This window comes from Acidimicrobiales bacterium (assembly GCA_035536915.1).
Taxonomy (GTDB): domain Bacteria; phylum Actinomycetota; class Acidimicrobiia; order Acidimicrobiales; family JAHWLA01; genus JAHWLA01.
On the sequence record DATLNE010000031.1, the window covers coordinates 172,852 to 190,389 of the forward strand.

The window sequence follows — 17,538 nt, forward strand, 5'->3', positions numbered from 1 at the left end:
AGGGAAATGCCGAAGAACCAGTGATCAACGCTGCCGGAGGTCCCCGTGTCACTGCACGGAACGCTGGAAACCTTTGCTCTCCCCGACGTACTGGCGCTGCTTGCTGCCACCAAGAAGAGTGGCGAGCTGCGCGTGGTCGGGGGGAAGACCGATGGACGGGTGTGGTTCGACGCGGGCGCCGTGGTGGGTGCCGACGTGGGCCGAGCCGTGGGCTACGTCGATGCCGTCTTCGAGCTGTTGCGCCTGGAGACCGGCAAGTTCTCCTTCGACGCCGAGAAGACGGCCGACGCCCCCGCTGAGCCTTCGAGCATCGAGCCGCTGCTGGCCGAAGCCCAGGCCCGGCTGGCCGAATGGCGTTCGATCGAAGCGATCATCCCCTCGGTCGACCACGCCGTGGTGCTGGCTGCCGACATCAGCCACCCCCACGTCATGGTGACCGGACCGCAATGGCGGGCCCTGGTCGGCGTGTCGTCGTCGCCGACCGTCAGCGCCGTCATCGACCGCCTGGGCACCGGCGAGTTCGACACCTGCCGCACCCTCAAGGAACTGGTCGATGCCGGGCTGCTCACGGTGGAGGAGCGGGCCGCCGCCCCTGCGCCTGCGCCCGCCCCGGAACCCGAGCCTGCGCCTGTCGTGGCCGTCGAGCCCGAATCTGCGCCGGAACCTGAGCCTGCGCCTGTGGTGGCGGCCGAACCCGAGCCCGAGCCCGAGGTCGTCCCGGAGCCCGAGCCCGTGGCCGAAGCACCGGTCGTGCCCGTCCAACTCGACCCCACGCCCGCGGGCGAGCGCCCCAAGATCCAGGCCCTGACCAGCTCGCCTGCCGCCGATGCGGCGCAGTTGGAGTCGACGCCCGCCACCGAAGCCGACGAGCTCGTGCGCCAGGTGGCAGCCATGGAAGCGCCCGCCGAGGCGCCCGAACCCGAGGTGCAGGCCGCCGAGCCCGAGCCCCAGCCCGCCCCGGAACCCGAGGCGGAGACGCCTGTTCCTGCGGCTGCAGCTGCGGCCGAGGCCGAGGAGCCGATCAACCGCGGCCTCCTGCTCAAGTTCCTCTCGTCGGTGCGTACCTAGGACATCGCGGTTGCCCGCCGGTGGCAAGTGGGAGAATTCCCTCTTGAAACCGGCACGCGCGTGCCGATCTGAGACGTAGCCCTATGTCTGAAGAGAACCAGCTCGGCGCACTCCTCGTGGCAAGCAAGCTCCTGAGCCAGGAGCAGCTCGATGCTGCCATCGCCGAGCAAGCCGACACCAGCAAGTCGCTGGGCCGCATCCTCATCGACAACCGGCTCCTGAAGGAGTCCGACCTGGTGTCGGTGCTGGCCGCCCAGCTGGGGCTGGAGTTCGTCGACCTCGACGAGACCCAGATCGACGCCAGCGCCGCCGGCCTCATCAGCGACGCCCTGGCCCGCCGCTACCAGGCGCTGCCCATCGGCTGGGACAACGGCCGCCTGGTGCTGGCCATGGCCGATCCCGGCAACGTGTTCGCCGTCGACGACATCCGCACGATGACCAAGAGCGAGATCAAGGTCGTCGTCACCACGCCTGCGTCGGTCAACGCGGCGATCGACAAGTACCACCGCATGGACAGCGAGGCCGAGGACATCTCGGCCCAGGCGGCCAGCGAGTTCGACGACCTCGACGACATCTCCAACGTGCGGGAGGTCGTCGAAGACGCCCCCATCGTCAAGCTGGTCAACCTGCTCATCACCCAGGCGGTCAACGACCGGGCGTCCGACATCCACATCGAGCCCACCGAGCGCGACGTGCGGGTGCGCTACCGCATCGACGGCGTGCTCCACGAGGTGATGCGGCCCCACAAGAGCATCCAGTCGGGGATCATCTCCCGGCTCAAGATCATGGCCGACATCAACATCGCCGAGCGCCGGGTTCCCCAGGACGGCCGGGTGTCGGTGACACTGCAGGGCAAGCAGGTCGACCTCCGGGTGGCGACCCTGCCCACCGTGTACGGCGAGAAGATCGTCATGCGCATCCTCGACAAGTCGACCGCGCTGTTGAAGCTGAGCGACCTCGGCTTCCTGCCGTCGAGCATGGACCGCTTCGAGAAGTCGTACCGCAAGCCCTACGGCACCATCCTGGTCACCGGGCCCACCGGCTCGGGCAAGTCGACCACCCTGTACGCCACCCTCAACATCCTCAACGACGAGTCGAAGAACGTCATCACCGTCGAGGACCCGGTGGAGTACCGCCTGCCCGGCATCAACCAGGTGCAGGTCAACAACAAGGCAGGCATGACCTTTGCCGCTGCCCTGCGCTCGATCCTGCGCTCCGACCCCGACATCGTGCTGGTAGGCGAGATTCGCGACCGCGAGACCGCCACCATCGCCATCGAGGCCGCCCTCACCGGCCACCTCGTGCTCTCCACCCTGCACACCAACGACGCCGCCACCACCCCCACCCGCTTGGTGGAGATGGGCGTGGAGCCGTTCCTGGTGGCCTCGGCCCTCGACTGCATCGTGGCCCAGCGCTTGGCCCGACGCCTGTGCGAGAAGTGCAAGGAGCCGTACCAGGCGACCATGGCCGAGCTGCAGACGGCGGGCTGGGACATGGAGGGCGAAGAAGAGCCCCCCGTCGTGTACCGCCCGGTGGGCTGCACCCAGTGCGGCAAGACCGGCTACCACGGCCGTTTCGCCATCCACGAGGTCCTCACCGTGACCGAGGACATCGAGCGCATGATCGTCGACCGTGAGCACTCCGAGGACATCAAGAAGATGGCCATTGCGCAGGGAATGCTCACGCTCCGTGGTGCCGGCCTGGTCCATGTCCGCGAGGGCATGACGTCGATCGAGGAGATTCTCAGGGTCGTCGCCTGACCAGCCGATACACCTGTTCATGCAGGCCGCATCGCGCCGATTGGGCGAGTTCCTCGTAGACCGCAAGGTCCTTTCACGAGACGTGCTCGAACAGCTCCTCGTCAGGGAGCAGAACGAGCGGGTTCCGTTGTCCAAGCTCCTCATGTCCGACGGACATGTGGGGGAGAAGGACATGGTCGCCGCGGTGGCGGCGCAGGTGGGCATCCGGTTCGTCGACTTCGACCACACCGCCGTCAACCCGACCCTGGACTCGCTGATCCCGGCCGAGCTGGCCCGGGCGCATGTCGCCGTGGCCGTCGACCTCGAAGGCTCCGACCTCCTGGTCGCCATGGTCGACCCGTCCGACCGCGACGCCATCGGCCAGATCGAGAAGGCGACGAGCTGGACCGTGCTGCCCGCCATCGCCGTGCGCAGCGAGCTGGAGCGGGTGGTCAACGCCATGTACGGTCCGGCCGCCGGCGCAGCCGGCCCCGTCGGTGCGGGCGTGGCAGGCGACATCGAGATCGCCGTCGACGAAGCAGGCGGCTCGACCGCCGCCATGGCCCCGGCCAGCGAGATCGCCGCCCAAGAGCTCCACGTCAACGAGCTGCTGGAGCGGGTCGTCGACCTCGGCGGTTCCGACCTCCACATGACCGCAGGCGTGCCGCCCGCAGTGCGGGTGCACGGCGAGATCAAGCACCTCACCGAGTTCCCGGTGATGACGCCGTCGGAGATCCGCCGGATGATCTACGCCATCCTCACCCAGAAGCAGCGGGAGCGCTTCGAGAACGACCTCGAGCTCGACACCTCGCACTCGGTGCCCGGCCTGGGCCGCTTCCGCGTCAACGTCTTCCTGCAGCGCGACTCGGTCGGCTCGGTCATGCGCGTGATCCCCTCGGAGGTCGTGCCCTTCGACCAGCTGGGATTGCCCGCCGCGGCCCAGCAGTTCGCCGGGTTGCCCCGTGGCCTGATCCTGGTCACCGGGCCGACCGGCTCGGGCAAGTCGACGACCTTGGCGTCGATGGTCGACATCATCAATGCCGGCAAGCCGTGCCACATCATGACGGTCGAGGACCCCATCGAGTTCCTCCACCACCACAAGACCGCCGTCATCAACCAGCGTGAAGTCGGCGAGGACACCTACTCGTTCGCCGCTGCCCTCAAGCACGTGCTGCGCCAGGACCCCGACGTGATCCTCGTGGGTGAAATGCGCGACCTGGAGACCATTTCGACGGCGCTGACCGCGGCCGAAACCGGCCACCTGGTCTTCGCCACCCTCCACACCCAGGACGCCCCGCAGTCGGTCGACCGCGTGATCGACGTGTTCCCGGCGCACCAGCAGCAGCAGGTGCGGGTGCAGCTGGCCGCCGCCCTGCAGGGCATCGTGACCCAGCAGCTGGTTCCGACGCCCACCGGCCGAGGCCGGGTCGTCGCCTCCGAGGTGCTGGTGGCCACGCCGGCGGTCCGCAACCTCATCCGTGAGGGCAAGACGCACCAGATCTACTCCGCCATGCAGGCAGGCGGGAAGTACGGCATGCAGACCATGGACATGTCGCTGGCCGGCCTGGTCAAGGCCGGGAAGATCTCACTGGAGACCGCGCTGGAGCGGTGCGCCAACGAACAAGACCTCCGACGCCTCATCGGCGGCGGACAGTAAGGGGACAAGGGGATGGCCGAGACCTACACCTACAAGGTTCGCGACAAGGCAGGAAAGATGCTGTCGGGCTCCATCGAGGCCGACAGCACCACCCTGGTCGCCAACAAGCTGCGGCAGATGGGCTACGTGCCCCTGGCCATCGACAAGAAGGCCACGGGCGGCGTCAACAAGGAGCTCTCGCTCTTCAAGCCCAAGGTCAAGATGAAGGACCTTGCGGTCTTCAGCCGCCAGTTCGCCACCATGATCAACTCGGGCCTGTCGCTCCTGCGCTCGCTGAGCATCCTGGAGGAGCAGACGGAGAGCAAGGCGCTCAAGCCGATCCTCCACGAGGTCCGCACCGACGTCGAGAAGGGCGCGTCGTTGTCGCAGGCGCTGGCCCGACACCCGAAGGCGTTTAACCGGCTCTACGTCGCCATGGTGCGAGCGGGCGAGACGGGCGGCGTCCTCGACTCCGTGCTGCTGCAGCTTTCCGACACCATCGAGAAGCAGGTGGAACTGAAGCAGAAGATCAAGGCGGCCTTGACCTACCCGGTCGCGGTGCTCGCCTTGGTCATGCTCATCGTCACCGCGATGCTCCTGTTCGTGGTGCCCACCTTCAAGGGCATCTACGGCGACCTCGGCGGCACCCTGCCGCTCCCGACCCGCATCCTCATGCTCGTCTCCGAGGCGTTGAAGAAGTGGTTCCCGCTCGTGGTGGTCGCCCAGATCGCCGGACTCTTCGCCTTCAAGCGGTGGATCGAGACGGAGACCGGACGTGGTGCCTGGGACGCCTTCAAGCTGAAGGTCCCGGTGTTCGGCGGCCTCGTGCACAAGACGGCGGTCACCCGCTTCTCCCGCACCTTGGCCAGCCTGCTGCGTTCCGGTGTGCCGATCCTGGAATCGCTGGAGATCACCTCCGAGACCGTGGGGAACACCGTCGTCGCCAAGGCTGTGAAAGACATGCAGGAGGGCGTCAAGCAGGGCGAGCCGATCGCCAAGCGCATGGCGGAGCACGACAAGATCTTCCCGCCCATGGTCACCCAGATGCTCGCCGTCGGTGAAGAGACCGGCGCCGTCGACACCATGCTCGACAAGGTGGGCGAGTTCTACGAGCAGGAAGTGGAGTCGACGGTCAACGCGCTGACCTCACTCCTCGAGCCGCTGCTCATCATGTTCCTTGGTGGTGCGGTCGGCGGCATGGTGATCGCCCTCTACATGCCGATGTTCAACGTGATCAACCTGATCAAGTAGTCCCCCCGGACGTTCGCAGCAGCCCGCCTCGACCGAGGCGGGCTGCTGCGCGTCCGGTGACTAGTTCGTGCCGTCGTCGAAGAGTCATTTTCGGATGGACGATTAACACGGCCAGTGGCCGTTGCCGATCTTTCCCGTGTGCGTGATCTGGCGCACAACTGCGAAAGGGGTGCGGGGATGGACCACAACCGGAGGGGCGGGGAGGACGGGTTCACCCTGGTCGAACTACTGGCAGTCGTCGCCATCATCGGCATCCTCAGTGCGATCGCCGTTCCGACGCTCCTGCGGGCCCAGGGCAGCGCCAAGAAAGCGTCTGCGCAGTCGAACGTCCGCTCGGCGCTGAGTGCAGTCAAGACGCTCCCCGTCGAACACCACGCGTACTGGGTGGACACGGAGACAACCACGCTGGGGCTGCTCCAGGCGGCTGAGCCCTCGTTGCAGTGGGTGGCGACAATGGGCAGTCCCTCCGGCACGTCCGACGAGGTGAGCTGGACCTCTACCGCCACCCAGGTCGTCGTAGCCGTGCGCTCTGCCGACGGCCACTGCTTCTACGTCCGTGACATCACCGATCCCGACAACCCCGAGGCGGGCACGTCGTACGGGAAGACCGTGGTGAGCTCGGCAACACCGTGCGAAGCCGACGGCGCAGGCCCGGTGTGGAAGAGTTCGCAGGCCGCCGGGTGGCCGAACACCGGCCCCAGCGCCTGAGCCTGGAAAACCCGCTCAAGTCGGGCAGCGAATCCGGCGATACATCTAGTGCGAGCAGGTGCTCTTGAAAAAGGCAAACCCGTCGGGAGGCGGGGGCGCAATGCCACGGAGCCGATCCCCACAGCGTGGTGGGAAGGCCAGCCGGGCTACCTGGAGGACCGATTCCGGTGAGTTACGGATCGGGCCCGATGGGAGGGGTTCACGGTTCGCAATCCATTGCACATCACCGGAAAGAGAGCTTCCACATGATTGACGCCATTCGTCGGCGCTTGGCCAAGGACGAAGAGGGCTTCACCCTCATCGAACTGATGGTCGTTGTCCTGATCATCGGCATCCTCGTCGCCATCGCCGTCCCGACCTTCCTGAAGGCTCAGGACAATGCGAAGAGCAAGGCTGCGACCTCGAACCTGCGGTCCGGCCTGAGCGGTTCCAAGACCTTCTTCACCGAGAACCAGTCCTACGCCGGTGCCACCGTTCTCCTCCTCAAGGGTGTCGAGCCCTCGCTGGACTGGACGACCGGCGCTTCCACGACGCCCGAGCAGATCTCGTTCGCAGTGGACACAAGCGGCAACATCATGGGCCTGGCCAACCGTTCCAAGGCGGGCTACTGCTACTTCATCGTGGACAACACCACGAGCGGATCCGGCGGTACCACCTACGCCAAGTCGAAGGCGACAGCCGCCACGTGCACGGCCACCACGAGCGCAACCTTCGTGGCTGCCGACTACGACTTCGGCTCCAGCACCAGCACCGCCAAGTGGTAACCAGCTGAACCTGAGCATTGCGGAGGTGGGCGGGGCTTCGGCCCCGCCCACTTTCGCGTTCACGTTCCGCTCTAGCCTCCGCCACGATGACTGCGTTCCTCGTTGTGACCGCCGCTCTGTTCGGCCTGGTCGTCGGTTCCTTCCTCAACGTGGTGATCTACCGGGTCCCGCGGAAGGAGTCCGTCTCCACACCCCGCTCGCGATGCCCGCACTGCGGCACCCAGCTCGCAGCGCGCGACAACGTGCCCGTGCTCTCGTGGCTGCTGCTTCGCGGTCGGTGCCGCACGTGCCGCACAGCGATTGCTCCCCGGTACCCACTGGTGGAAGCCGGCACGGGTGTGCTCTTCGCCGTGGTCGCCGCTCGCCTGCACGACGATGCCGCCGCACTGCCGGCCTTCCTCGTCCTGGCCGCTGCGTGCCTCGCTATCTCGCTGATCGACTTCGAGCACTTCATCGTGCCGAACCGCATCGTCTACCCGACGCTGTTCCTCATGGCCCCTCTGTTCCTGGCCGCCGCGGTCGTCGACGGCGACTGGAGCTCGCTCAGAGGGGCCGCCCTCGGTGGCGTGCTCGGCTTCGGCATCCTCTTCGTCATCCACGTGATCAGCCCGCGCGGCATGGGCTTCGGTGACGTGCGCCTGGCCGGGCTGCTCGGCGTCGCCCTCGGTTGGCTCGATCTCGGCCACGTCCTGCTCGGCCTGTTCCTCGGCTTCCTCACGGCGTCGGTGGTGAGCGTGGCCCTGATTGCGTCCAAGCGCCGGACGCGGAAGGACCGGGTGCCGTTCGGTCCGTTTCTGGCCGTCGGCGCCTTCCTGGCTCTGCTGGTCGGAGAGCCGATCCTGCGCTGGTACGGCGTGTGACTCCTGTGCCTGATGGTGAAACTGTTCAAGCCTGTTGAAATTGTTGACGATGTAGCCAACTGTGCGTAGAGTGTTAGTTGAGCGGGGCGGCTCGTCGGAGATCGAGGCCGAGCATGTCTCTGGACACTGAACATCGTCTGTTGCGAGTACAAGAGGTCGCCGACGCCATGCGGGTGTCCAACATGACCGTGTACCGCCTCATCCAGTCCGGAGAACTGTCGGCCATGCGAGTGGGCCGCAGCTACCGGATCAGGGAGCGTGACGTGGAGGCGTATCTGGCAAGGGGGACCGCCTGATGGCGACCCGCGTGGTGGGCCTCGACATCGGTAGCTATGCCGTGCGCGCCGCAGAATTGGCGCTCGGTGGCAACCAGCCCACGTTGGAGCGCTTCGCGCAGGTGACGTTGCCACCCGGTGCCGTTCGCAACGGCGAGGTAGTCGACGCCGCCGCTGTGGCGTCGTCGATCCGCAGGCTGTGGAGCGAAGGCGGGTTCAAGTCGAAGCGGGTCATCGTCGGCGTGGCCAACCAGCGCGTCGTGGTCCGCCAAGCGGAACTCCCCTCCATGAGCGAGGCCGACCTCGAGTCGGCATTGCGCTTCGAGGCCCAGGAGCTCATCCCCATCCCGATCGAGGACGCCATCCTCGATTTCCAGATCCTCGGCGACACCGTCGGCGCCGACGGCGAGCCGCGGATGCGGGTGCTGCTCGCTGCTGCGCAGCGCGACATGGTGCGATCGCACGTCGCCGCCGTCGAAGGCGCGGGCTTGGCGACGGCCGCGGTCGACGTCATCCCCTTCGCGCTGGTGCGATCGGCGACACTTGGTTCCTCGTACTTCGAGAGCGACGGCGGCGCCGAAGCAGTGGTCTGCATCGGCGGCGGAGTGACCAACGTGGTCGTCCACGAGCAAGGCGTGCCGCGTTTTGTCCGAGTGCTGTTGGTCGGCGGTGACGACATCACCGAGGCCATCGCCCGCGAACTCAACGTCGACCTCGACATCGCCGAGGACCTGAAGCGTCGCGCCGCGGCGGGCGGTGGCGACGACGCCGTTGCCCGGGCCGGCCAAATCGTGTCGTCGCGACTCAATCCTCTTGTCGAGGAGATCCGCGGCTCGATCGACTACTACTCGGCGCAGACGCAGTCGGCCCCCATCACCCGGGTCCTCGTCACCGGTGGGGCCAGCCGCACCCCGGGCCTCATGGAACGCTTGCAGGCCCAGTTGGGCTCTCGGGTCGAGCCCGCGCATCCGTTGGCAGGCCTGCGGGTCGGTCCGATTGGCATCGACGAGTCCCAGCTGGCCGAGCTCGAACCGCTCTTGGCCGTGCCTGTCGGCCTTGCCCTGGCAGGCGAGGTGCAGAAGGGCGTACGTCGCATCTCGCTCCTGCCGCGCGAGATCGCCGCAGTTCGGGTCCAGCGCCGACAGACGGGTGCTGCGCTCGTGGGTGTCGGGGCGTTGGCGGTGATTCTCTTGGCGCTGTGGGCTGCACGTTCAGCCCAAGGCAACGACGAGCAGGAGAAAGCTGACGATGCCGAGGCCGAGGTCGTCGACCTGCAGCGCGAGCGAGCCCAGCATGCCGGCGCGACCGGCCTGCAGGCCGAGGTGACCCAGCGGGAGGCGCAGTTCCGACAGGTGCTGGCCGACGACGTCGCTTGGACGAAGATCTTCAACGAGGTGGCCTCCGTCATCCCCGACGACGTCTGGCTCGTCAGCTTCGTCGGGCAGAAGGGCGCTTCGGGAACGGTCAACGTGACGGGACAAGGCTTCGACCACACGTCCACGGCGCGCTGGCTCCTCCGGGCCGCCGACATCAAGTCGTTCTCTGGGGTGTGGGTTGCAAACTCCACCGTGAGCGGCACTGGTCGCAACACGATCGTGAACTTCACCTCACAGGCGAACTTGACTCCCAGCGCCCGATCCAATCGTCTCGACACCCGACTGAGGAACGAACCGTCATGAACCGGCGTGTGGTCATGCTCGCAGTGGTCGGGGCCCTCGTGTTGATGCTGCTCTGGTACATGGTGCTCTGGAGCCCGGCCAACAGCAAGGTCTCGGAAGCGAAGGAACGCCGCGAAGCCGCAGAAGAGCAAGCCACGCAGCTGCGGACCGAAATCCAGCGCCTGAAGGCCGCCGCGAGCAGCGAGGCGACGCAGCGGGCGCGGCTGGTGAACCTGAAGGCGGGCATCCCTGACTCTCCCGACCTCGGCCAGTTCATCCTCGACACGAACGACGCCGCCGTTCGTTCTGCCATCGACTTCATAAGCGTCGCGCCGAGCGTGCCGACTGCCGCTGCCGCGGCGGCGCCCACCGCTGCTGGCGGGACGACGGCAACGACGGCTCCGCCCGTGACGACCGCCACCACCGCCGTGGGTGCCACCGGCACCGGGGCCGTTGCGCCCGCCTCCGGGCCGGCCGAGATCCGCCTCGCCCTCCAGGTCCAGGGCGGGTACTACCAAGTGCTCGATTTCCTGAACCGAATCACCGACATGCCTCGGATCGTGGTGATCGATTCGTTGAACGTCACCGGATCGGCGACGGGGAGGCTGACCGTCGCCCTCACTGCCCGCATGTTCACCCGGGCCGTGCCGCCCGAGTTCGGGGGTGTGGCAACTCCGACGACCACCACCACGACCGCTCCGGGTGGCGCCACCACGACGACGGCCGTCGGCGGAGCAACCACCACGACGGCCGCAGGGGCCACCACCACGACTGCGGGAGTGAGGCCATGACGCAGCCGACCGAGATCGCCACAGCCGAGCGCAGCCGCGTCCCCGTCATCCTGGGGGCCGGTGCTGCTGCGCTGCTTCTCGTCTTTCTGTTGTCGCGGGTGGTGGGAGGCGGCGGCGACGATGAGGACGCCACGCCTCGTTCCACGTCCTCCACCGTTCCCCGCACCACGTCGACGACCGCTCGGCCGACAGCGCCGGTCGAGAGCTTCGAGGTCTTCTCGCAGAAGAACCCCTTCCTGCCGCTCCGGACAGTTGGCGGTGCTACCGCCGGGGGCACGACCGGCGGAACTACGGGCGGCACCACCGGGGGCACGACGGGCGGCACCACCGGCGGTAGCACCGGGGGCACCACCGGGGGCACGACCGTAGGGACCACATCGGGCGGCACCACCGGCGGCACTGGGGGGACCACTGGTGGAACGTCCGGCGGTACGACCGGGGGAACGACATCGGGAGGCACCTCCCAGCCCCGCCGAAGCGACCGGGTAACGCTGGTCGACGTCTTTGCCGAGGGTGGGCGAGTGGTCGCCAACGTCCGGGTGAACGAGACCGTCTACAAGGTGGCCGTCGGTGACACGTTCGCCACGAGCTACAAGGTGTTGTCGTTGTCGCAGTCCGACGACTGCGGCCGGTTTGCCTTTGGCGACGACACGTTCCGGCTCTGCAGGGGCGAGCAAGCTCTCAAGTAGCTGCACGCCACAACCGATCACGAAGGCGGCCCTTCGGCCGCCTTCGTCGCGTCCGGGGTCCGGCGCGACTGCAGGCAAAAAGGACTCAGTCGGCATGCTCGCAATGCCGACATAGCTCAGGATGACACTGCGATTCCGACGCGACGAGGCGGCGCCCGAGGCGGGGTTCACCCTGATCGAGGTTGTGGTCGCGCTTTCCGTCATGGCCGTGGTAGCCGTGGCCCTGGCCGGCGTGCTCGAGTCGGGGCTCCGCGCTCTGGCTGCATCGAAGGCACGGTCGCAGGGCAACGAGATCGCCACCCAGGGCATCGAAGACCTCCAGCGCTTCTCCTTCAACAACCTCGGGCTGTGCGCTGCTCCGACGGGCACGGCCCCGACGGGGCTCGACAACACGGTCTTCCTCTCGAACTGCCCTACGCCTCCCGCTGCGGTTCCGTACGTCGAACCCTGCTCTGGAGCGACGGGCACCGTTCCGGACGAGGAGTACGCCTGCGTCCGCAACAACGTCACCTACACCGTGAAGCGCTACGTCGCCTGGAGTGATTCCGCGCAGACGACGAAGCGGTTGGCTGTCTTCGTCGAGTGGGACGACCTCACCGGTCGTCATCAGGTCTCGCAGCAGAGCTCCTTGCGGGCACCCGACCAAGCGGCCATCACCGGGCTGGCCCCGCCGGCGTTTGCCGCGACTCCGGCCCCGACGGTGTCGCCGTCCAACGTTTCACTCAACGGCGGGGTGCTGGGGTCGTCGCTGACGTTCCAGGCATATACGAACAAGAACTTGAACGGTGCTGCGGCGACCACGCTTGCCAACGCCGTCCCCACGCACCAACCGAACCAGAACGTCAACGTGCAGGTGAGCAGCGCCGCCGGCTTCCCCACCTACAACGGGTTCCCCGTGACGATCAACGGTGAGACGTTCAAGGTCGTGGCCGGCGCAGGCAGCACGACGTGGACAGCCACAGCCTCGGGCACCACCGCGATCAGCAGTGGCGCCGCTGTGAGCTTTGCGGGCGACCGAGTCTTCGCCATGTTCCGCACCATCGGCGCCAATGGAAGCCCGCAGGCTTCCACCGTGACGTTGTCGCTCACCTCGGAGACCGCCACCGCGTTGTACTGGTCCGCAACCGTGTCGGCCGCCGACGGCTTCGTGTTCGGCAACGGCTCGCAATACGTGACGTTCGGCATCTTGCGTGCCGCCGACGGAAAGTCGACGTCGGCGGTGGCAACACCCGCCGTCCAGTTCTGCCCCAGCGAGGACCCGACCTGCGCCGACATCTCCATGCCGCGCTTCGTGGGGATCACCGCTCCGAGCCCGGTGTCGATCGGGACCAGCGGCTCGTTGGCGAACGACGTGACCGTTCGGGCAACGACGAAGAACGTCACCTCGGCGGACACCGTGACGCTCACCTTCCTTACGCAGGCGGGCTCCGTGACCATCAACCTCAGCGCAGATCCCGACACCGCGCCGTGCGCACCGCCCGCCACCGCCGTGGCCGAGGACGACTGCTTCTGGGTGGGCACAATCACCAGAGATTCGGGCTATCGCTTCCCCAGTGGCGACCAGTTCTTCTACTTCGGCGCCCAGCAAGTGAGCGACGGCGATCCCGCAACCATCGACGACGGATCGACCGGGGCTGCGCCGCCCGTCCAGGTGAGGTTCCAGTGACGGTTCTCCGCAAGGTGATCCGGAGCCGCGACGAGGCGGGCATGACGGTGATCGAGGTCTCGCTCGCCCTCCTGATCCTGGGTATTGCAATGGCCGGCGCGCTGAACTTCCTCGATCGGGCGTCGATCCTCACCATCCGCACCGACTCGCACGCCAGCGCCGAAGACGCGACGCAGCAGGCTTTGCGACGGGTGACGCAGGAACTTCGCGCTGCGACCCCGGTCGGCGCGCCGTGCACCGCCGCCACCGACACTGCCAGCCCGTCGCTACCTGCCGGTTACGACAACTGTGTGCAGTTCACCGTTCAGCGCACCTCGAGTGGCCTCGATCCGTGCTCGCGGACCGTCCACGTCTTCGCCCTCGTACCGACGGACAACGGCGTCGGCCAACTCGTCGAGAACCGCACCCGTTACGCAGGAACAGGGACAGGCGCCACCTGTCCGGGCACCGTCGAGGCGTCTCGCCGCGTCCTGCTCGACAAGGTTGTGACCGGAGGCGGCGCGCTGTTCACGTGGCTCCGCGGCGACGGCAGCGTCATCCCGACGACGTCGGCAGCCGCTTCCACAGATGTTCCCAAGGCGAGTTCCGTACGCGTCGCCGTTGCCGTCCGCTACAGCACGCAAGCGCCGCCGCTGTCGTCGTCGAGCGTGGCCGCGTTGCGCAACAACATCAGTCGCTAGGAGCGAAACGAGATGCGAATCCAACGAAGCGAAGAGGGGAGCATGGTCATCACTGCCATGGTCTCGTTCATCGCGACCGCCGTCATCGCCGCCATGCTCACCACGGTGTGGCGCGACCTGCGTGTCACGCGCCGCTCCGGCGATGCGGCCAACGCACTGCAGGTGGCCGACGCGGGCATCAACGACGCCATCAAGTCAGTACGCAACGCAGTGCCCGTTGTCGGCGCGTGCCCGCAGTACCCGGCCCTTGCAGGCTTTACCCGCACGGCGAGCCTGGCCAGCGGCGCCTACACGTATTGCGCGGCGGAGACCCAGGACTCCACCGGCCGCTCCGTGTGGTACATCGACGCCACCGGCACCGACGCAACGGGTGTGGAGCGGCGCGTGCGCAGCGAGGCCGTCGCCGAACCGCTGTTCCCCAATGCAATCAACGTCATCGCCAGCGGCAGCTTCTCGTCGGGCTTCAGCGTCGACAGCTACAAGGACGAGGTGAATCGGTGCACGAAGAAGGGTGTGATCGGGACCAACAGCCCAAGCACGTTCAGCTTCGGGAACAACGGCCTCAACAGTTCCGACAACTGCCAGAACAATCCGAACGGGACCTTCCCGCATCCGCCCGACGGTTGTGTCGCCTACTCGATCAACGGCACGGCGACGATCCCCGCCTCGAAAACCGGCTCTGGGCAGTGCCCGCCTGCGACGACGACCACAGCGTCGCCAGAGTTCTCGATGGCGACGCCTGACCCGCCGACCACCTACGACTATCCGGCATCCGGGCAGAGCAACGCCAACTTCTCGTGCACCCAACCGAACCTCGTCGCCGGCAAGACGTACTTCTACAACGCCGTCACCCTCGGCGTCGGGTGCGGCTTCCCCGCCGCGGGCCCGCACCCGTCGATGGCCAGTCCCACCATCATCTACACGACCGCGCTCACGATTGCGGGCGGCAACGGCAACTCAGTCACCAACGCGATCAACCCTCCGCCGAACTCCTCCGCCGTATGTGGGGCGACCCATGGTGCTGCGGGAGCCAACGCCTGGTATTGCCCGGGATGGCCCGGCGCGTTGCAGATCTACGTGATCGGCAACGGCACGGTGACGTTCTCGGGGAACCACTCCGTGTTCTGGGGCGTCATCAAGGCCCCCAGCGGCTCGGCGACGTGGTCGGGCGGCGGCGGAGCGCAGTACGAGATCTTCGGCTCCATGGTGGCGCAGAGCGTCAGTGGCGGCGTCCAAGCCAAGTGGCACTATGACGAGAACCTCGGTGGCCTCACCACCGGGCGCTTCTTCGGCCGCAACTGGCGGGAAGAGCCGCTGCAATAGCTCCGGGGAGGTCGGAGTGGCGCCCACTACGATGAGGGCGTGCTTCGCTTCCTGACCGCCGGCGAGTCCCACGGCCGTGCCCTCGTCGTCATCGTCGAGGGCCTGCCCGCAGGGCTGCCACTTACGGTTGAGGAGGTGCAGGGGGAACTCACCCGTCGTCGGCTGGGCTACGGCCGCGGCCCTCGTATGCGCTTCGAGCAGGACGAGGTGACGCTGCTGGGCGGCGTGCGCCACGGCCGCACGCTCGGGTCCCCGGTCGCCATCGAGATCGGCAACACCGAATGGCCCAAGTGGGAGCAGGAGATGTCGCCCGCCCCCGGCGTCACCGAGAAGCCCCTCACCCAGCCCCGCCCTGGCCACGCCGACCTGGCAGGCATGCAGAAGTACGGCTTCACCGACGCCCGCGACGTGCTGGAACGAGCGTCCGCCCGTGAGACGGCGGCGCGCGTGGCGGCGGGCACCTGCGCCAAGGCGCTGCTCTCGCAGCTCGACATCTCGATCCTGAGCCACATCGTGCAGATGGGCGCCGTGGTGTCGAAGTCGACCCTGCGTCCCACCTTCGCTGACCTGCTCGCCATCGACGAGTCGCCCGTGCGCTGCTTCGACGCCGAGGCCGAAGACGCCATGGTGGCCGAGGTCAAGGCGGCAGCCAAGGACGGCGACTCGCTGGGCGGCGCCGCCGAAGTGCTGGCCTACGGCGTGCCCGTCGGGTTGGGGAGCCACGTGCACTGGGACCGCAAGCTCGACGCCCTGCTGGCCCAGGCGCTCATGTCGATCCAGGCGGTGAAGGCCGTGGAGATCGGCGAAGGCGTCGACGTGGCGGGCCGTCGTGGCTCGGCCGCCCACGACCCCATCAGTTGGGACGCGGCGTCGAACGAGTACCGCCGCGACTCCGACCTCGCTGGTGGCGTGGAAGGCGGCATCTCCACGGGCGCCCTGCTCACCTGCAAGGCGTACATGAAGCCGCTCGCCACCCTGAACCGGCCCACCCTCAAGACGGTCGACGTCGAGACGAAAGAGGAGACGGTCTCGTTCAAGGAGCGCACCGACGTCACCGCCGTTCCCGCCATGGGCGTGGTGGCCGAGACCATGGTGGCCCTCGTGCTGGCAGGCGAGGTGCTGCGCAAGTTCGGCGGCGATTCGGTCGGCGAGCTCGTCCGCAACCACCGTTCCTACCTCGACTCGCTTGCCTAGCGAGAAGGTCTTCTTGGTCGGGATGATGGGCGCCGGGAAGACCACGGTCGGCCGCCTCTTGGCGCGCCGCCTCGGCCGTCCCTACCTCGACAACGACGAACAGGTCGTGCGCAACACCGGGCGCACCGTGCCCGAGATCATGGCTACCGACGGGGTGTCGGCTTTCCGGGCCGAGGAGAAGCGGGCCTTGATCGAAGGCGCTACCAGTGAAGGCCCGCTTGTCGTCTCCGCAGGCGGCGGCGTGGTGCTCGACCCCGACAACCGCAAGTGCCTGCGCGACCACGGCTTCACCGTGTGGCTGCGGGCCGAGGTCGAGACGATGGCCGCCCGCGTGGGCACCGGCGCGGGCCGGCCGTTGCTGGGCGACGACCCCGAGGCGGCCATCCGCCGCCTCTATCCCGAGCGCGAGCCGCTGTACCGCGAGGTGGCCGACCTGGTCGTCGACGTCGACGACCTGAGCCCGCAGGAAGTGGTCGAACGCATCGTCGAGGCCCTGCCGTGATCACCGTCCCCGTCTTTCTGGGCGACCGCTCCTACAACGTGCTCGTCGGCGCGGGAGCCCGCCACCGCCTCCTCGAGGTCCTGCCCGTCGGCGTGAAGCGGGCGGCCATCGTCACCCAGGAGAACGTGGGCGTGCCCGTCGATCCCGGCGTCGAGCACCACACGTTCCTCGTCGACGAGGGTGAGGACGCCAAGTGCATGGAGACGGTGGAGGAGCTGTGCCGCGGCTTCGCCCGCTGGGGGCTCACCCGGGGCGACGTGGTGGTGGCCGTGGGCGGGGGAGTGGTGACCGACACCGCAGGCTTCGCCGCCGCCGTCTACCACCGGGGCGTGCCGGTGGTGCACGTGCCGACCACCTTGCTCGGACAGGTCGACGCCGCCATCGGCGGCAAGACGGGCGTGAACCTCCCCGAGGGCAAGAACCTCGTCGGCGCCTTCTGGCAGCCGGCGGCCGTCCTCTGCGACACCGAGACGCTGCAGACCTTGCCGGCCCGGGAGTACCGCAGCGGCCTCGGGGAGATCGCCAAGTACCACTTCCTCGGTGCCGAGGACCTCGCCGACTGCAACCTCGAGGAGAAGGTCGCCCGTTGCGTCGCCCTCAAGGCGGAAGTGGTCGCCGGCGACGAGCGGGAAGGCGGCAAACGGGCGCTCCTCAACTACGGCCACACTCTGGCCCACGCCCTCGAGACCGCCAATGCGTACGACCTCCGACACGGCGAGGCCGTCGCCATCGGC

At 67.7% G+C, this 17,538-nt stretch carries 17 protein-coding genes and 1 riboswitch; all 17 genes read left to right on the top strand.

Annotated features, from left to right (window positions below):
- Positions 1-45 precede the first annotated feature (45 nt).
- Complete coding sequence (locus VM938_08375) at positions 46-1,068, top strand: DUF4388 domain-containing protein (GenBank protein ID HVF75051.1); 1,023 nt, start codon at positions 46-48, stop codon at positions 1,066-1,068.
- An 83-nt stretch (positions 1,069-1,151) separates the two neighbouring features.
- On the top strand, positions 1,152-2,828 hold the full coding sequence (locus tag VM938_08380) for an ATPase, T2SS/T4P/T4SS family (GenBank protein ID HVF75052.1): 1,677 nt from the start codon (positions 1,152-1,154) through the stop codon (positions 2,826-2,828).
- 19 nt (positions 2,829-2,847) lie between these two features.
- Positions 2,848-4,464, top strand: coding sequence for a PilT/PilU family type 4a pilus ATPase (locus VM938_08385; protein HVF75053.1), 1,617 nt, complete (start codon positions 2,848-2,850; stop codon positions 4,462-4,464).
- A 12-nt stretch (positions 4,465-4,476) separates the two neighbouring features.
- Positions 4,477-5,694, top strand: a complete 1,218-nt coding sequence (locus VM938_08390; GenBank protein ID HVF75054.1) for a type II secretion system F family protein — start codon at positions 4,477-4,479, stop codon at positions 5,692-5,694.
- A 177-nt stretch (positions 5,695-5,871) separates the two neighbouring features.
- Positions 5,872-6,402 carry a type II secretion system protein gene (locus tag VM938_08395; GenBank protein HVF75055.1) on the top strand — a complete coding sequence of 177 codons (531 nt, stop codon included), beginning with the start codon at positions 5,872-5,874 and terminating at the stop codon, positions 6,400-6,402.
- A 62-nt stretch (positions 6,403-6,464) separates the two neighbouring features.
- Positions 6,465-6,556: riboswitch (cyclic di-GMP riboswitch) on the top strand.
- A gap of 91 nt (positions 6,557-6,647) precedes the next feature.
- Positions 6,648-7,166, top strand: coding sequence for a prepilin-type N-terminal cleavage/methylation domain-containing protein (locus VM938_08400; GenBank protein HVF75056.1), 519 nt, complete (start codon positions 6,648-6,650; stop codon positions 7,164-7,166).
- Positions 7,167-7,252: 86 nt separating this feature from the next.
- Positions 7,253-8,026, top strand: a complete 774-nt coding sequence (locus VM938_08405) for a prepilin peptidase (protein HVF75057.1) — start codon at positions 7,253-7,255, stop codon at positions 8,024-8,026.
- 140 nt (positions 8,027-8,166) lie between these two features.
- The gene (locus tag VM938_08410; protein HVF75058.1) at positions 8,167-8,322 is read left to right on the top strand and encodes a helix-turn-helix domain-containing protein; all 156 of its coding nucleotides are present in this window, start codon (positions 8,167-8,169) and stop codon (positions 8,320-8,322) included.
- Positions 8,322-9,980 carry a type IV pilus assembly protein PilM gene (gene pilM / locus VM938_08415; GenBank protein HVF75059.1) on the top strand — a complete coding sequence of 553 codons (1,659 nt, stop codon included), beginning with the start codon at positions 8,322-8,324 and terminating at the stop codon, positions 9,978-9,980. The genes VM938_08410 and pilM overlap by 1 nt, the downstream gene beginning before the upstream one ends.
- Positions 9,977-10,750 (top strand): type 4a pilus biogenesis protein PilO, encoded by a 774-nt coding sequence (gene pilO, locus VM938_08420; GenBank protein HVF75060.1) that lies wholly within the window; start codon positions 9,977-9,979, stop codon positions 10,748-10,750. Before pilM ends, pilO begins: the two co-directional genes overlap by 4 nt.
- A complete protein-coding gene (locus VM938_08425) occupies positions 10,747-11,439 on the top strand; it encodes a hypothetical protein (GenBank protein HVF75061.1) in 693 nt (230 codons plus the stop codon). Before pilO ends, VM938_08425 begins: the two co-directional genes overlap by 4 nt.
- A gap of 121 nt (positions 11,440-11,560) precedes the next feature.
- Positions 11,561-13,105 (top strand): prepilin-type N-terminal cleavage/methylation domain-containing protein, encoded by a 1,545-nt coding sequence (locus VM938_08430; protein ID HVF75062.1) that lies wholly within the window; start codon positions 11,561-11,563, stop codon positions 13,103-13,105.
- A 41-nt stretch (positions 13,106-13,146) separates the two neighbouring features.
- The gene (locus VM938_08435) at positions 13,147-13,785 is read left to right on the top strand and encodes a hypothetical protein (protein ID HVF75063.1); all 639 of its coding nucleotides are present in this window, start codon (positions 13,147-13,149) and stop codon (positions 13,783-13,785) included.
- A 105-nt stretch (positions 13,786-13,890) separates the two neighbouring features.
- On the top strand, positions 13,891-15,108 hold the full coding sequence (locus VM938_08440) for a hypothetical protein (protein ID HVF75064.1): 1,218 nt from the start codon (positions 13,891-13,893) through the stop codon (positions 15,106-15,108).
- Between the two features lie 39 nt (positions 15,109-15,147).
- Positions 15,148-16,302 (top strand): chorismate synthase, encoded by a 1,155-nt coding sequence (gene aroC / locus VM938_08445; protein HVF75065.1) that lies wholly within the window; start codon positions 15,148-15,150, stop codon positions 16,300-16,302.
- Positions 16,295-16,804: a shikimate kinase gene (locus tag VM938_08450; protein HVF75066.1), complete on the top strand. Its 510-nt coding sequence runs from the start codon at positions 16,295-16,297 to the stop codon at positions 16,802-16,804. Before aroC ends, VM938_08450 begins: the two co-directional genes overlap by 8 nt.
- The coding region (locus VM938_08455; GenBank protein HVF75067.1) for a 3-dehydroquinate synthase family protein at positions 16,801-17,538 on the top strand (738 nt) is incomplete at its 3' end. The genes VM938_08450 and VM938_08455, both read left to right, overlap by 4 nt.

Bases quoted from the DNA above. Each gene is read 5' to 3' on its own strand.
- VM938_08400 (HVF75056.1), top strand. From the start codon at position 6,648: ATGATTGACGCCATTCGTCGGCGCTTGGCCAAGGACGAAGAGGGCTTC.
- VM938_08380 (HVF75052.1), top strand. From the start codon at position 1,152: ATGTCTGAAGAGAACCAGCTCGGCGCACTCCTCGTGGCAAGCAAGCTC.
- VM938_08405 (HVF75057.1), top strand. From the start codon at position 7,253: ATGACTGCGTTCCTCGTTGTGACCGCCGCTCTGTTCGGCCTGGTCGTC.
- VM938_08390 (HVF75054.1), top strand. From the start codon at position 4,477: ATGGCCGAGACCTACACCTACAAGGTTCGCGACAAGGCAGGAAAGATG.
- pilO (HVF75060.1), top strand. From the start codon at position 9,977: ATGAACCGGCGTGTGGTCATGCTCGCAGTGGTCGGGGCCCTCGTGTTG.
- pilM (HVF75059.1), top strand. From the start codon at position 8,322: ATGGCGACCCGCGTGGTGGGCCTCGACATCGGTAGCTATGCCGTGCGC.
- VM938_08430 (HVF75062.1), top strand. From the start codon at position 11,561: ATGACACTGCGATTCCGACGCGACGAGGCGGCGCCCGAGGCGGGGTTC.
- VM938_08395 (HVF75055.1), top strand. From the start codon at position 5,872: ATGGACCACAACCGGAGGGGCGGGGAGGACGGGTTCACCCTGGTCGAA.
- VM938_08385 (HVF75053.1), top strand. From the start codon at position 2,848: ATGCAGGCCGCATCGCGCCGATTGGGCGAGTTCCTCGTAGACCGCAAG.
- VM938_08435 (HVF75063.1), top strand. From the start codon at position 13,147: ATGACGGTGATCGAGGTCTCGCTCGCCCTCCTGATCCTGGGTATTGCA.
- VM938_08425 (HVF75061.1), top strand. From the start codon at position 10,747: ATGACGCAGCCGACCGAGATCGCCACAGCCGAGCGCAGCCGCGTCCCC.